This window comes from Streptomyces sp. NPDC093510 (assembly GCF_040683555.1).
GTDB lineage: Bacteria > Actinomycetota > Actinomycetes > Streptomycetales > Streptomycetaceae > Streptomyces.
On record NZ_JBFBEE010000005.1, the window covers coordinates 176,214 to 191,417 of the forward strand.

At 70.0% G+C, this 15,204-nt stretch carries 14 protein-coding genes; 2 read left to right on the top strand and 12 right to left on the bottom strand.

Annotated elements, in window-relative coordinates:
* Positions 1-3 precede the first annotated feature (3 nt).
* The 9 genes from AB0N81_RS10045 to AB0N81_RS10085 form a co-directional block, all read right to left on the bottom strand.
* Positions 4-1,017, bottom strand: a complete 1,014-nt coding sequence (locus AB0N81_RS10045; protein ID WP_365357297.1) for an ABC transporter substrate-binding protein — start codon at positions 1,015-1,017, stop codon at positions 4-6.
* A complete protein-coding gene (locus AB0N81_RS10050) occupies positions 1,014-1,889 on the bottom strand; it encodes an ABC transporter ATP-binding protein (protein WP_365357298.1) in 876 nt (291 codons plus the stop codon). Before AB0N81_RS10050 ends, AB0N81_RS10045 begins: the two co-directional genes overlap by 4 nt.
* Positions 1,890-3,041, bottom strand: coding sequence for an iron ABC transporter permease (locus AB0N81_RS10055; RefSeq protein WP_365357299.1), 1,152 nt, complete (start codon positions 3,039-3,041; stop codon positions 1,890-1,892).
* 81 nt (positions 3,042-3,122) lie between these two features.
* Positions 3,123-3,890, bottom strand: coding sequence for a methyltransferase domain-containing protein (locus AB0N81_RS10060; RefSeq protein ID WP_365357300.1), 768 nt, complete (start codon positions 3,888-3,890; stop codon positions 3,123-3,125).
* Between the two features lie 392 nt (positions 3,891-4,282).
* Positions 4,283-4,420, bottom strand: a complete 138-nt coding sequence (locus AB0N81_RS10065) for a four-helix bundle copper-binding protein (protein WP_365357301.1) — start codon at positions 4,418-4,420, stop codon at positions 4,283-4,285.
* An 18-nt stretch (positions 4,421-4,438) separates the two neighbouring features.
* Complete coding sequence (locus AB0N81_RS10070; protein ID WP_365357302.1) at positions 4,439-4,678, bottom strand: hypothetical protein; 240 nt, start codon at positions 4,676-4,678, stop codon at positions 4,439-4,441.
* Between the two features lie 63 nt (positions 4,679-4,741).
* Positions 4,742-5,638, bottom strand: a complete 897-nt coding sequence (locus AB0N81_RS10075) for a carbohydrate ABC transporter permease (protein ID WP_365357303.1) — start codon at positions 5,636-5,638, stop codon at positions 4,742-4,744.
* The gene (locus AB0N81_RS10080; protein WP_365357304.1) at positions 5,635-6,603 is read right to left on the bottom strand and encodes a sugar ABC transporter permease; all 969 of its coding nucleotides are present in this window, start codon (positions 6,601-6,603) and stop codon (positions 5,635-5,637) included. Before AB0N81_RS10080 ends, AB0N81_RS10075 begins: the two co-directional genes overlap by 4 nt.
* A gap of 87 nt (positions 6,604-6,690) precedes the next feature.
* Positions 6,691-8,010, bottom strand: coding sequence for an ABC transporter substrate-binding protein (locus AB0N81_RS10085; RefSeq protein WP_365357305.1), 1,320 nt, complete (start codon positions 8,008-8,010; stop codon positions 6,691-6,693).
* A gap of 269 nt (positions 8,011-8,279) precedes the next feature.
* Here AB0N81_RS10085 and AB0N81_RS10090 point away from each other — a divergent pair, with 269 nt between their 5' ends.
* Together AB0N81_RS10090 and AB0N81_RS10095 are read left to right on the top strand one after the other, a co-directional pair.
* A complete protein-coding gene (locus AB0N81_RS10090) occupies positions 8,280-10,691 on the top strand; it encodes a glycoside hydrolase family 2 protein (RefSeq protein WP_365357306.1) in 2,412 nt (803 codons plus the stop codon).
* Entirely contained in the window at positions 10,688-11,725 is a 1,038-nt protein-coding gene (locus AB0N81_RS10095; RefSeq protein WP_365357307.1) for a LacI family DNA-binding transcriptional regulator, read from the top strand. Before AB0N81_RS10090 ends, AB0N81_RS10095 begins: the two co-directional genes overlap by 4 nt.
* A 73-nt stretch (positions 11,726-11,798) precedes the next feature.
* On the opposite strand, the gene AB0N81_RS10100 is transcribed toward AB0N81_RS10095, so the two are convergent.
* From AB0N81_RS10100 to AB0N81_RS10110, 3 genes are all read right to left on the bottom strand, one after another.
* Positions 11,799-12,818 (bottom strand): LacI family DNA-binding transcriptional regulator, encoded by a 1,020-nt coding sequence (locus AB0N81_RS10100; RefSeq protein ID WP_365357308.1) that lies wholly within the window; start codon positions 12,816-12,818, stop codon positions 11,799-11,801.
* A 90-nt stretch (positions 12,819-12,908) separates the two neighbouring features.
* On the bottom strand, positions 12,909-14,246 hold the full coding sequence (locus AB0N81_RS10105; protein WP_365357309.1) for a cellulase family glycosylhydrolase: 1,338 nt from the start codon (positions 14,244-14,246) through the stop codon (positions 12,909-12,911).
* Positions 14,247-14,817: 571 nt separating this feature from the next.
* The gene (locus AB0N81_RS10110) at positions 14,818-15,144 is read right to left on the bottom strand and encodes a hypothetical protein (protein ID WP_365357497.1); all 327 of its coding nucleotides are present in this window, start codon (positions 15,142-15,144) and stop codon (positions 14,818-14,820) included.
* Positions 15,145-15,204 lie beyond the last annotated feature (60 nt).

Genomic DNA, 15,204 nt, shown 5'->3' on the forward strand with positions numbered 1-15,204 from the left:
TCGTCACCGCCCGACCGAGCGCAGGTAGCGGCCCAGGTCCTCGGCGCCCGTGACGTTGCGCGGGCCGCTGACGACGTCGCCGTAGGACATCACGTGGAAGCGGTTGTTCTTCACCGCCGGTACGGACTTCAGGGCGGGCAGCGACTTGAGGTGGGCGATCTTCTTCTTCGCGGGCTGGTCCGCGTAGTCGACGATCACGATGACCTCGGGCCTGGCCTTGATGACCGGTTCCCAGCCCACCGTCGTCCACCCCTTGTCGAGGTCTCCGAAGACGTTGGTTCCGCCGGCCGCGGTGATGATGCTGTCCGGCGCGGCGTGCCTGCCCGCGGTGAACGGCTGGTCGGTGCCCGAGTCGTAGACGAACACCTTGGCCGGGTCGCCCGTGTCGGGCCAGGTCTTCTTCAGCGCGGCGACCCGGTCCTTCAGCCCGGCGACGAGCTTGTCGGCCCGCTTCTCGACACCGAAGATCCGGCCCAGGTTGTCCAGGTCCGTGTAGAGCGCCTGAAGCGGTGACACGTCGGCGGCGGCGCCCTTCTTGCCGTAGTCCCAGCAGGTCTCGGTGTGCAGGTAGCTGGCGACACCGACCTTGTCCAGCAGGGCCGGGGTGATACCGCGCTCCTCGCTGAATCCGGAGTTCCAACCGGCGAGCACCCAGTCGGCGTCGGCGTCGACGACGAGCTCCCGGGTGATCCGCTCGGTGCCGAGACGGTCGACCTCGGAGTACTTCTCGCGCCAGGGCGACCCCTTGATGGAGGGATCGCCGAGCTTGTTCATGACGTATCCGCGCATGCGGTCGGAGAGTCCCAGGGCGAACATCTTCTCCGCGCCGCTCACGTCGTACGCGACCGCCCGCTCGGGACGGGTGTACGTGACGTCCTTGCCGCAGTTGGAGACGGTGACGGTGTCGGGCTTGCCGTCCGCCGCCTGTTCGACCTCGGCGCCGCAGCCGGCGGTCAGCAGGAGCCCGGTGGCCAGGAGCCCGGCGGTGAGGGCTCGGGGGAACGGTGGTCTGGTCACGAGTGTGGTCCTTCCGGGGAAGCGTCGGCGGAGGCCGGGGGCTCAGTGGGGGCCGAGGGCTCAGCGGGCGCCGGGGGCTCAGTGGGGGCCGGGACGGTGGCGGAGGCCGGGGCGAGGTCGTAGAGCAGTTGGGGGATTCCGGTACGCGGGTGGGGCACGACGGCGGCATCGACGCCGAACACCTTCCGCACCAGCTCCGGCGTCAGGACCTCGGCCGGCACACCGGAGGAGACCAGGCAGCCGGCGCCGAGCACGGCGATGCGGTCGCACACCTGGGCCGCGAGGTTGAGGTCGTGCAGGGCTGTCAGCACGGTCAGTCCGGAGCCTCGCAGGAAGGAGAGCAGCTCCACCTGGTGCCGTACATCGAGGTGGTTGGTGGGTTCGTCGAGGACGAGGAGGCGGGGTTCCTGGACGAGGGCACGGGCGACGAGGACCCGCTGCCGTTCCCCTCCGGAGAGGCTCAGCACGCTGCGGTCGGCGAGATGGGCGACGTCCAGCCGGTCCATCGCCTCCCGGCACAGGTCCCGTTCGCGCGCCGTCAGGGGGTGGTTGCCCTGCGCGTGCGGGGCACGGCCCAGGGCGACCACCTCCTCGACGGTGAAGTCGAGTTCGGTGTGGCTCTCCTGGGTCAGGGCGGCGATCGAACGGGCACTGTCGCGCAGTTTCAGCGCCGTCAGATCGGTCCCGTCGAGCAGCACCGCCCCGGACGTCGGCTTCAACGCCCGGTAGACGCAGCGCAGTGCGGTCGACTTGCCGCTGCCGTTGGGGCCGACTAGCCCCACGATCGAACCGCCGGCCACGTCGATGCTCAGCCGGTCGACGAGGGCGCGCCCGGCCGCCTCGACCGTCAGTTCGTGCAGGGAGAGGACCATCTACCGGCCTCCGAAGAGATAGCCGCGGCGCCGCATCAGCACGACGAACACCGGCACCCCGATGAGCGCGGTGATCACCCCGAGCGGCAGTTCCTCGGGGGCGAAGGCGGTACGGGCCACCAGGTCGACCCAGACCATGAAGCACGCGCCGGCCAGGGGCGCGACCGCGAGCACGCGCCGGTGCGTGGAGCCGACCCAGATCCGCACCACATGGGGCAGGACGAGTCCGACGAAACCGATCGCGCCGCTGACCGCGACGATCAGCCCGGTGACGGCCGCGGTGAGCACGAAGAGCCCGCGCCGCAGGCCGTCCGCGTCCACGCCCAGGCTGGCCGCTGTCTCGTCGCCGAGCGACAGCACGTCCAGCGACCTGCTGTGCCGCAGCAGCACGACGACCGCGACCAGCACCGCCCCGGTCACCAGGGGCAGGGACTCCCAGGTCGCCGACCCGAGGCTGCCAAGGAGCCAGAAGAGCACCGTCCGCGCGGCCTGCCCGTTCGGGGCGAGGAACACCAGGACACTCATCAGCGCCTGGAACCCGTACGCCAGCGCCACCCCGGTCAGCACAAGCCGCAGCGGTGTCAGCCCCATCGGGCCGCGCGCGGCCAGGTACACGAGGACCGTCGCGCCGAGGGCGCCGAGGAACGCGGCGGCCGACAGGGCGTAGACCCCGAGACCGGCGAAGATGCCGAACACGACGACTCCGGTCGCTCCCACCGAGGCTCCGGAGGAGATGCCCAGCACGAACGGGTCCGCGAGGGCGTTGCGCACCAGCGCCTGGATGGCGACGCCCACGACGGAGAGTCCGGCGCCCACGACTGCGGCGAGCAGCACCCGCGGGGTGCGCACGTGCCAGACGATGGAGTAACCCGTCACCTCGTCCGCCCCGATGCCGCCTCCGGTGAGGGCCGCGGTCAGGAAGCGCACGACGTCGCCGGGCGGTACGACGGTCGGTCCCAGCGCGATGCCGGCCAGGACGGAGACGACGAGCGTGACGGAGAGCGCCACCAGCGTGGTCAGCAGCCGGCCGCGCCCGGTGGGACGGTCTTCGGTTGCCCGGCCCGGTGCGTCGCGCGAGCGGGCTGCGCGACTGGGAGCCGGCGTCGTCGGCAGCGGCGTCGGCGTGGGCGGCGCGGATGCGGCCTCGGTCATGAAGTCCCCTCGTTCACGTGCGCGTTGGCGGCTGCGCCGTGCTCGACCGCGTCCGCCGTTCAGTAGTCGGCCGCGACCGCCTCAAAGTTCCCGCGTGTTCGGGGGCAGTTCAGGGCGGGTACCGGTCACGATCAGCCGCTTCGAGCGGTTGTCGTAGGGGCCGCCGTCGAAGTCGCCGTAACACCGCACGTCGGTGAAGCCGACCGCCTCGAAGAGCGCGCGGAGCTCGGCCGCGCTGTAGAGGAACGAGGTGAGCGACGACTCCCGCGCCGCGCCGTCCCGCACCAGCGTCCAGTCGGTGCGCAGCCGGGTCCAGCTGTCCAGAACGGTGTCGCGCTGCACCACGTACGCCCCGTCGTCGAGTTCGACGACCTGGGGACGGCCGATCCAGCCCGCCAGGACCTCCTTGCCCATCACGTCGACGAGGAGACGCCCGCCCGGCACGAGCGAGTCGTGGGCGTTGCGCAGCACGCGCTCGTTGTCGAGCGGGTCGTCGAAGTAGCCGAACGAGGTGAAGAGGTTGAGCACCACGTCGTACGTCATCGGCTCGACGTGGGTCAGCATGTCGGCCCGCACCAGCCTGACGTCGACCCCCGCCTCCTCACACACGGCGCCGGCCCGCTTCAGCATGGCCGGGCTGAGGTCCAGCCCTGTCACCGCGCAGCCGCCGCGGGCCAGCGGCACGAGGTAGAGGCCGGGCCCGCAGCACAGGTCCAGTACGCGGCTCCCGGCCGGGAACCGGAGCAGGGACGACCCGGTGACCAGGCTCTCGACCTCCGTGCGTCTGCGCTCGGAGAACATGGTCCCGGAGAAGTCCGTCCAGAATCCGTCGTCCTCGTACCAGTGCATACGGCTGCTCCCTCGTTCCAGTGCGTGGTGCGCGTGAGTGCGCGTGGGGCTCTGCTGCAGTGGTCGGACGAAGATCCGGTCTGGTTCCCGCCGAGTTGGCGGCCGCGTGTCCGGATGCGCAGAGCGCCGTCGTTGCCGCGCGGGGCCGGGCGCGGTCGACATGGCCGACGACGGGCCCTGGGCGCAAGTCGATCCCGCCGTCGCGGCGTGGGCAACCTCGCGCCGGTCCTGGGCACACAGGAGGCAGGCATCAATCCACCGCGCCCTACGTGGAAGCCGCCCGCGGTGGTGGTGGTCGGGGCGCCGGCCTGCAGAGTCTTCGCGGGCAGCACCGCGCCGTCCGGCGGACCGCCCCACCCGGCCCTCAGCCCAATGTCCTCAGCCCAACGTCCTCAGCCCAACGTCCTCAGAAAGTCATCGCACGCCTTCGCGCAGCGGCGGCAGGCGTCGGCGCAGCGGGTCGAGGTGGGGTTCAGGTCGCAGAGGGAGGCGCACTGGAGGCAGACCGCGCGGCACCACTCGACCTGCATGCGGACCCGCTGCTCGTCCTAGTCGCTCTGCTCGGCGAGCACGCGGGACGTCGCGTCGCACACGTCCGCGCAGGCCGTGTTGAGCCGTGCCCCTTCGCCGCACTCGGCCGGGCCCTGGCGCACGGCGCACTCGCGCACGCAGTCGTCGCAGGCCTGCGCGCAGGCGAAGCGGTCCTCCAGGTACCGGACGAGCTCCTGCTGGCTGACTTCCTCCCGCTGCCTCGTCCGCGCGGTCGGCGGGGATGTCGTGACTGTCACGGGGACCCCCTCCCTTCGGTCCCGCACGGGTAGCCGCCGCGTGGGGGATAAAACCGTGGCCCCCTACTTCGTGGCCCCTTGCGCGAACCCGTTGTAGATGTAGCGCTGAAGGAAGAGGAAGAGGAGCAGCGTCGGCAGGATGACGAGGATGGCCCCGGCGGAGATGTTCTCCCAGTGCGCGCCGAAGGGCCCCTTGAAGCGGAACAGGGCGGTGGAGATCGTTCCCTTGTCCTCGGACGGCATGTAGAGGAACGGGATGTAGAAGTCGTTGTACGTCGTGATGCCCTTGACGATGACGACGGTCGCGATCGCCGGCTTCAGGAGCGGCAGGATTATCTTGCGGTAGATGGTGAAGGTGTTCGCGCCGTCCAGCCGGGCCGCCTCGTCGAGTGAGGTGGGGATGCCTCGGATGAACTGCAGGAAGATGTAGATCGACACGATGTCGGTGCCCATGTAGAGCAGGATCGGGGCCCAGTGTGTGTCGAACAGGCCGAAGCTGTTGACCACTTGGAAGGTCGCCACCTGCGTGGTCACGCCGGGTACCAGGGTGGCGATGAGGAACAGCGCCATGACGGTCTTCTTGAGGCGGAATTCGAAGCGGTCGATCGCGTACGCCGTCATGGACCCGATGAGCACGGTGCCGGTGATCGAGAACAGCAGGATGAACGCCGTGTTCCCGAACGCCGTGAGCATCTTGCCGTCGTTGAAGGCGGTCGCGTAGTTGGAGAAGTTCAGCCAGTCGTGCGGCAGGCTCATCGCGCTGCCGTCGGTCACCTCGCGGGACGTCTTGAGCGAGGTCAGGAAGACGACGACCAGGGGGATGAGCACGACGAGCGAGGCGACGACCAGCGACAGGTAGGTCAGTGCCGTGCCGACGCGGGGCCGCCGCCGCTTGCCCGTCCGAGGCCGTCCGTCGGTGTGGGAGCGCTTGTCGGGGGCGGGCGTGGTGAGCGTGGTCATACGAGGTCCACCTTGTCGTCGGGCACGAGCCGGCGCTGTATCCAGGTGACCAGCAGGATGATCAGGAGCAGTACGACGGCGCACGCCGAGGCCAGGCCCGTCTTGTTGAACTGGAAGGCGAGCTTCACCGTCTGGATGACGAAGGTCGAGGTGTCGGTCGCGCCGCCGGTCATGATGTACGGGATCTCGAAGACGGCCAGCGAGCCGGAGATCGCCAGAATGACGCTGAGGCTCAGTACGGGCCGGATGCTCGGCGCGATGATGTGCCGGAACTGCTGCCAGCGGGTGGCGCCGTCGAGCTGGGCCGCCTCGTACAGCTCGGCGGGGATCGACTGGATCGCCCCGAGGAAGAGCACGAAGTTGAGGCCGGTGAACCGCCACACGGACACCCCGGCGAGCGAGGTGTTGGCCGACTCGGGGTCACCGAGCCAGGCGTGGTCGCCGCCGACGCCGAACCAGGACAGGATGGAGTCGAGGGTGCCGCCGTCCTGGAAGAAGTAGAGGAAGACGAAGCCGATGGCGACGCCGTTGATCAGGTAGGGGAAGAAGAGGATTCCCTTGAAGAAGTTCCGGAACCGCAGGTCGAAGCTGAGAACCGTCGCGAAGTACAGCGCGATCACGATCTGCACGGCGGAAGCGGCCAGGTAGTAGAAGCTCACGAAGAAGACCCGGAACAGTTCGGGCCGCGTGAACAACTGGGTGTAGTTGTCGACCCCGGTGAAGTTCCGGTCCGGGCTGACGCCGTCCCAGTCCGTGAAGCTGTAATAGATCATGTTGCCCACGGGCACGTAGGTGAACGTGACCAGCAGCGCGAGCGGTGCGAGCAGGAACAGCCACGGGGTGATCCGTCGCAGCGGATGGTCGCGCCAGGAGCGCGTGGGCCCGGCGGGGCGGCCGGCGCGGCGGCGCGCGGCGGCCGGGGGCGTTTGCGGGGTGGGCGGCGCGGTGGATGTCGTGTCAGTCATGTCGGGCGGGCCTTTCGTGTTCCGCGACGGGTTGAGGGGCAGGGGGGCCCGGCCCCGCGGGCGGCGCGGGGCCCCGTGCGTGCCCGTTCAGGAACCGGAGGCCGCGGCCGCGTCGGCCCAGCGCTTGTTCAGGTCGTCGAAGTAGCCCCGCAGATCGCCGTCCCGCGCGCCGCGGGCGATGTCGACGAGCTTCTGTCGGTAGTCCTGCTTGGCCAGGCCGATCTCGGAGGCGTTGTCGATGACGTTGACGTCCTCCGTCTTGGCCTCGGAACGCTCGACGAGCTTGACATCGTTGTCGATGTAGGGCTTGAGCACCTCGGGCAGGTCCGTGGACTTCAGGGCGGAGACACCGCCCTCCTTCGCGGCGAAGCCGGACTTCTCGGTGAACCAGTCGAGCCAGGCGCGTGCGGCGTCCTTGTGCTCGGAGTGCGCGTTGACCGCCAGTTGGTAGTCCGAGAGGAGCGTGGCGCAGAACCGGCCGTTCTTCTGGACGGGGAAGGGCATGAAGCCGATGTCGTCGGGGTTCTCGCCCGCCTTCTTCGCGGCGTCGCGCATCTGGTGGATGGCCCAGGAGCCGAGCAGCATGCTGCCGATCTCACCCTTGGCCAGCTGTGCCTTGGAGCTCTCCCAGTTGGTCGTGGTGGGGTCCTTCTCGGAGAGCTCGTCGTGGACGATGTCGTGCAGCAGGGTGTCGATGACGTTGAGGTCGTTACCCTCGGCCCACGGCTTGTCGGACGCGGCCAGGACGTCGGAGGCCTTGGCGTCGCAGCTCGCCGAGCCGATGCTGTTGGTCCAGGGGCTGGTCAGCGGCCAGCCGTCCTTGAAGTTGGTGTAGTAGGGCGTGGCGCCCGTCTTCTCCTTGACCGTCTTCAGGTCGTCGAGGAATCGCGCCGGAGTGGTGGGCCACTCGGTGATGCCGGCCTTCTTCCACAGGGCCTTGTTGTAGACGAAGCCGTTGGCGGTGCCGAAGTTGGCGATGCCGTAGGTCTTGCCCTTGACGTCGGTCTTGTCGGTGAAGCGGTACTTCCGTTCCATCGTCCGGGTGTCGCCGAGCGGGGCGAAGAACTTCGGGTAGTCGCCCTTGGAGATCACGGCCGGGATGGAGAGGACATCGCCGTAGTTCTCCGTGTTCATCCGGATCTTGACCTCCCCCTCGTAGTCGGTGACGCCTTCGAACTCGACCTTCACCTTGGGGTAGATCTTGTTGAACGCGGCGGCGTACTTCTTCATCGTGCCGTCCTGCACGAGGTCGGTGCGGTGGGTGAGCACGGTGATGGTGCCGGACACCTTGCCCGCGTCCGAGGGCGCTTTGGCCGTCTCGGTGGACGGGGCCCCTCCCCCGCTGCACCCCGCGACGGTCAGCAGCGCGGTGGCAAGCAGCGCGGCGATCAGCGGCTTCCTCCTCATGTGCCCAACTCCTTTCAAGGGTTACGGCTCAGGCCCCAGCGGCTGACGGCACTATGTCAGCGATCCGTGAACCGGTAAAGCTCAGATTTCCAGCGCGATACCCGATCGTTACCCTGCCCTGTACGCCCAACTTGGGGCTCGCACTGCCACCTGGCCTGTCGCAACCGCCCCTGATCGCTCCCCGTTACTGGACCGGTTAACTAACGCCGAGTTAGGTTGACCGGCATCGCATCCGAGCAGGGCCTGCGCCTGTCCGATTGGAGCCACAAATGAAGGACGTCACCCAGCTGACGGAAGGCTGGAGTCTCAGCCATGACGGGGCGCTCCTCGACGCCCGTGTCCCCGGCTGCGTCCACACCGATCTGCTCGCCGCGAGCCTCATCCCCGACCCCTTCATCGGCACGAACGAGAACGACATCGCCTGGGTGGCGCAGCGCTCCTGGACGTACACGCGCCCACTCGGTGCCGTCGGGGCGCTCGCGGGGGAGCACGAACGGACCGACCTGGTCTTCGAGGGTCTCGACACGGCCGCCCGCATCTCGCTGGGCGGCGCGGAGCTGGGCAGCACGCGCAACATGCACCGCTCCTACCGGTTCGACGTCACAGGCCGCGAGGGCGAGCTGCGGGTGGAGTTCGCTCCCGCCCACAAGGAGGCGGCGGCCGTCCGGGAGGCGGTGGGCGAGCGCCCCAACGTCTATCCGGAACCCTTCCAGTACATCCGCAAGATGGCGTGCTCCTTCGGGTGGGACTGGGGGCCGACCGTGGTGAGCGCCGGCGTGTGGCGTCCGGTGCGGCTGGAGCACTGGTCGACGGCGCGCATCACCCGGGTCAGGCCGCTGGTGACAGTCGAGGGCGGGGCGGGGCGCGTGGAGTTGAGGGTCGACCTGGAGCGCACCGCGCGGGGCACGGACCGGCCGCTCGTCGCACGCGCCACCGTGGCGGGGATCGAGGCGCGGGCCGATGTCAGGGGCGATGCCGTCACCCTGGTGCTCGACGTGCCCGACGTACAGCTGTGGTGGCCCCGCGGCTACGGCGAACAGCCGCTGTACGACGTCGAGTTGACGCTGCTCACCGACGACTTTGCGCTCGACACATGGCACCGCCGAGTCGGCTTCCGCACGCTGGAACTCGACCGCACCGCCGACGAACACGGCACCCCCTTCACCTTCGTCGTCAACGGCGAGCGCGTCTTCGTACGCGGCGTGAACTGGATTCCCGACGACGTACTGCCCTCCAGGATCACCCCCGAGCGCTACCGGGCGCGCCTCACCCAGGCCGCGGACGCCAACATCGACCTCGTCCGCGTCTGGGGCGGCGGCATCTATGAGGACGACGCGTTCTACGACGCCTGCGACGAGCTCGGCCTGATGGTCTGGCAGGACTTCCTGTTCGCCTGCTCCGCCTATCCCGAGGAGCAGCCGCTGCGCGGCGAGATCGAGGCAGAGGCCCGCGAGAACGTCGTACGCCTCATGCCCCACCCCAGCCTCGTGGTGTGGAACGGAAACAACGAGAACCTGTGGGGCTTCCGCGACTGGGAGTGGGAGGACAAGCTCGCGGGCGACTCCTGGGGCGAGGGGTACTACCTCGGGCTTCTGCCGCGAGTAGTAGCCGAGTTGGACCCCACCCGGCCCTACACCGCGGGCAGCCCCTGGTCGGGCTCGTGGGAGCACCACCCCAACGACCCCGACCACGGCACGTACCACTCGTGGGAGGTGTGGAACCGGCAGGACTACGCGGAGTACCGCGCGAACGTGCCGCGGTTCGTCTCCGAGTTCGGCTGGCAGGCGCCCCCCGCGATGGCGACGCTGCGCCGCGCCCTGCCGGGCGAGGAGCTCGCCGCGGACTCCCCCGGCATGCTGCACCACCAGAAGGCGGAGGACGGCAACGGCAAGCTGGACCGCGGCGTGGAGCGCCACTTCGCCCTGCCCGAGGGCGACTTCGACCGCTGGCACTACCTCACCCAGGTCGTCCAGGCCCGCGCCGTCGCCACCGGCATCGAACACTGGCGGGCGAACTGGCCGCGCTGCGCCGGGACGATCGTGTGGCAGCTCAACGACTGCTGGCCGGTCAGTTCCTGGTCCGCCGTGGACGGCGACGGCAGGCTCAAGCCGCTCCACCACGAACTGCGCCGCGTCTACGCCGACCGTCTCCTCACCCTCCAGCCGGGAGCCGACGGCGCCGACCTGGTGCTCGCCAACCAGGGCGCCGAGCCGTGGACGACCACCGTCACGCTGCGCCTGATGCGCGCCGACGGCACGCTCGCCGCGCGCGTGTCGCTCGGGCTGACCGCCCCGCCGCGCGAGGTGCTGCGACTGCCGGTCCCGCCGGAGGCCGTACCCGCGACAGGCTCCTCCAAGGAGTACCTGGTCGCCGACGCCGGCGAGCTGCGCGCCGTCCATCTGCCCGTGCGGGACCGGGAGTTCGACTATCCGGAGCCGCGCTACGAGGTCGCCGTCACGACCGTGGGCGGCGACCGGGACACCGTCGACGTCACGGTGACCGCGCAGACCCTCGTACGCGACCTGCTGCTCCAGGCCGACCGCATCGCCCCCGGCGCCTCCGCCGACCGCGGCCTGATCACGCTGCTGCCGGGTGAGCGGACCCTGATCCGCGTGCATGGTGCGCGGGGCGCCGGGGCCAACACCGTGCGGGCGGCCCTGTTCTGTGTGGAACCGGCGTGAGCGCTCCCACCCAGCGCGTCACCATCAAGGACGTCGCGGCGGCCGCCGGGGTCTCCAAGGGCGCGGTGTCCATCGCGTTCAACCACAAACCCGGGCTCTCGGAGCCGACGCGCGAACGCATCTTCGCCGTCGCCCGGGAGCTGGGCTGGGCCCCCAACTCCTCGGCCCGGAGCCTCTCCACGCAGAAGACCGACACCATCGGCCTCGCCCTGTGCCGGCCGGCCCGGCTTCTCGGTCTCGAACCGTTCTACATGGAGTTCATCTCCGGCATCGAGAGCGTGCTGGCCGAACAGTCCTGCTCGCTGCTGCTGCGCCTGGTCAGCAGCCTGGACGAGGAGATAGTCCTACAGGAGACCTGGTGGCGTGAGCGGCAGATCGGCGGGTCCATCCTGGTCGACTTCCATCAGGACGACCCGCGGGTCGAACCGCTCAAGCGGCTCGGCATCCCGGCGGTCGCGGTCGGCCATCCCGACCTGACCGGCGGGATTCCCTCGGTGTGGACCGACGACGCCACCGCGATGGCCGAGGCCGTACGCTACCTCGCCGCCCTGGGCCACCGGCGCATCGCACGCGTCGGCGGGCCCGCGGGCCTGGGACACAGCGCCATCCGGGAACAGGCGTTCCAGACCACCCTGCGCGAGCTGGGCCTGACGCCCAGCCCGCAGGTGGCGACCGGGTTCGCGGGCGAGGAGGGGGCGCGTGCCACGCGTTCGCTGCTCCTGCGTCCCGACCGTCCGACCGCCATCGTCTACGACAACGACCTCATGGCCGTGGCCGGTCTGGGGGTCGCCGCCGAGATGGGCGTTCCGGTGCCGGACGAGTTGTCGCTGCTCGCCTGGGACGACTCCCAGCTGTGCCGGCTCACGCATCCGACGCTCTCGGCGATGAGCCACGACGTGCACGGCTTCGGGGCCGAGGTCGCCCGCGAGCTGTTCGCCGTCATCGACGGGCGTGCGGTCTCGCCGCGTCCGGTCCCGACGCCGTCGTTGACGCCTCGCGCGTCCACGGCGGCGCCGCGCGCGCCGCGGGACTGAGCCGTACCCCGGCAGCGGGAGAGGGGGCGCCGCACACCTGACGGTGCGGCGCCCCCTCTCGCGCTGCCTGCTCCTATGCGCGCGGTGGCGGGCTCGTGCTGGCCCTCGGGACCAGGCGGGCGGCCGTGACCTGGCGGTTCTCGACGGGTTCGTCGTCCACGGCGGCCAGCAGGGTCCGCGCGGCGCACGCCCCGTACTCCGCGATGTCCCGTGTCAGGGCGGTGAGTTGCGGGCGTACGACCTGGGTGAAGGGCGAATCGTCCCAGGCCACCAGGGAAAGGTCGCGTGGTACGTCCAGGTTCAGTTCCTGTGCGACCGACAGGCCGGCGACCGCCATGATGTCGTTGTCGTAGACGATCGCCGACGGGCGTTGCGCGGCGATGAGGAGCTTGCGGGTGGCGCGTGCTCCCTCGTCACCCGAGTAGTCGGTGTGCACGACCACGGGCTCGGGCAGGCCCGCGGCGCGGCAGCCCTCCTCGAACGCGGCGTCGCGCACGGTCGTGTGCGCGAGCTTCACAAGACCCGCGACGCGCGCGATGTTCCGGTGCCCGAGCGCCGCCAGGTAGGCGACGGTCTCCAGGATGCTCGCGCCGTCGTCGGACCAGACGGCGGGCACGCCGCCGGCCGCCTCGGGCGGGCCGAGGGCCACCGCGGGCAGGTCCATGGCGGCGAAGGCCGGTACGCGGACGTCGTCGTCGTGCAGGTCCACGAGAAGCGCGCCGTCCACCCTGCCCTCGCCCCACCAGCGGCGGTACAGCTCGATCTCGTCCTCGTGGCTGGTGACCGTCTGCAGCATGAGGGCGATGGACCGCGGCGCGAGTTCCGACTCGATGCCGCTGATCAGCTCCATGAAGAACGGCTCGACGCTGAGGGTGCGGGCGGGACGGCACACGGCGAGGCCCACCGCGCGGGCCTTGGCGCCGTTGAGGGCGCGTGCCGCGTTGCTCGGCCGCCAGCCCACGTCCCGCGCGATCGCCTTGATCTTGGCGCGGGTCTGCGCGGAGACACCGGGCTGGTCGTTGAGGGCGTAGGACACCGCGACCTTCGAGACGCCCGCGCTGCGCGCGATGTCCGCGATAGTCGGCCGTTTCATGCGCCCTCCTGCTGGACCGGTTCCGCACTTCAGCGGCCGACCTTACCGGCCGTCCACCGAAGTGCGCTCATCCGGTCACTGAACCAGGATTCAGGCGACGGTGCAGGTCTTCCCGTTGAGGGTGAAGGTGCTCGGGGCCGCGTTGCCCCCGGTGGAGGACCCGTTGAGGCCGAAGCTCACCGATCCGTCGGCGGGAATCGTCCTCGTCCAGGACTCGGGCGTGACGTGTACTCGGGCGCCGTCCTGGGTCGCCCTTGCGTTCCACACCGACCTGATCTTCTGCTGTGCCGGGAAGGCGAAGTCCAGGCCCCAGCCGTCGACCGCCTGCTTGGACGTGTTGCGGACGGTGATGTCGGCGTTGAAGGAGTCACCCCAGTCGCTGAGGCGGTAGGTGACGGCACAGGCGCCGGCCCCGCCGCCGTCTCCCGGGTCGGCGAAGACGCCGGCTTCCTTGGCCGTGGCCTTGATGCCGTCGGCGCCGTCGAACAGGCGCTTGCCCCAGTCGGAGAGCTGGTTCGGGTCGAAGTTCCGCGCCAGGTCCAGATACTCCACGCCCCCGCCGTTGCCGCTCCAGGACCAGCCGAGGTAGCCGATGCCCAGGGACTGCGCGGTGGCCATGATGGCACCCTCGTCGGGGTTGCCGTCGGAGTGCATGTCACCGAACTCGCCCACCACGATGGGCAGTTTCGCCTTGGTGAAGCGGTTCAGGTAGTCGCTGACCTCGGCCGGGGTGTCGTAGACGCCGTACATGTGGATGTCGAAGACGGTGTTCTTGTCCGGGTCGGCGGCGAAGACACCGGCGGCGTTGTCCCGCATGGTGAAGGACCAGTCCTGGCCCCAGTTGGGGGCGTCGACCATCAGGGTGTGGTCGATGCCGCCGTCGCGCAGGCGGCCGATGGCGTTCTTGGTGGCGTCGGTCCAGTCCGCGTAATGGGTGTTACCGAAGGGCTCGTTGCCGATGTTGACCAGGACGTACTTCTCCTGGCCGACGAGGGCGCCCTTGACGCTCAGCCAGTAGTCGACGGCCTCGGACAGGGTGACCGCGGCGCCCGCCTCGCCGTAACCGGTGGTGTCGTGGGCCTCCAGTACGCAGATGAGCCGGTTCTTCTTGCACTCGTCCACCACGTGGGCGACGTCGGCGGTGTCGTTCTTGGTCCACTGGTCGCCCGTGCTCAGCACCACGCGCACGGAGTTGGCGCCGTTGGCCTTGATGTCCTTCAGCGCCTTGTCGGTCCTGTCCGGATACCAGGCATGGGCGTGGTTGACGCCCCTCAGCACGAAGTCCTTGTCGTTGGCGTCCAGCAGCCGTCCGTCCCGGATGTGGAATCCGGGGGCCGCGGCGGCTTGGGCGTCCGGGGCGGAGGTGAGGAGAGAAGCGCAGGCGGCGAGCAGGGCGCCCGCCGCGACGGCGGCTCGGGTTCGTCTCATCTGGTGCTCCTGGTTCGATCGGGGCGCGGCGGCCCGGGGGCATGCCGGGTCGACCGCGCACGGCGCGGCTTGTCATCAGGGGCGGTGCGGTGTTTCCGACGGCCCGGCGTCGGGAGTGCCAGAGCCCGGGCGGCGCGGTTCGCACGCCAGGGCGGCGGCGCGCCTGAGCGGTCCGCAAGAAAGCCGTCGGCACACCGTCCTGCCTGCGCAGACGCCGTTCCGGCGAGCCGATCCGATGCTTACGCCCGGCGACGGCCACGACACTAGAGGCCAGGGAAACCGAACACAATGGTTCGAACAGAACCGGTTAAGCACACAGTTAAGTACGCACCAGTTAAGTACGCATGACGAGCCGGGCAAGTCCAGTGGTCACCATGGGACCCGGGGCCCTCGCGTGCCGCGATCACGAGCACGACCGGCCTGCGGTACCGGGCCGGCCCCTCCCGAAGACGCGGAGAGCCCCGCCGCGACGGGGGAGACACGGCGGGGCCCAACAGTCGAGTGCCCGCTGAGGAGACGCTCACACCCGCGGGCCGCCTCCGGTTACGGACTCGGAGACGCGTTCACGCGCTCACTGACCGTCCTTGAGCTTGATGATCTTTCCGTCCTTGTCGAGCGTGTGGTCGTTCCAGTACTTGTCCCACTTGCCCCCGACCCGCTCGGGAACCTTGCCCTCCGGGTAGCGGGCGTAGCCCTTCGGCGGCTCTTCGCCGTCCGGCTGGCAAGCGGAGCCGCTGCCGCCCACACGCAGGACCGGATACTCGCCGCCACCGCAGGTCGCGTCCTCCATGGAGCAGCCGGTCAGCACCGCGGCCGCCGCCGCGCCCGCCAGCGCGAGCCCCACGAGGGATCGCACCGACCGGCCTCCCATCGCTCGTGACACCGGGCGGACTCGCATGCCGTTACCCACAGCTGACTCCCTTTCCTCGACCTTCTCGACTGGTACGACCAGCTTGCG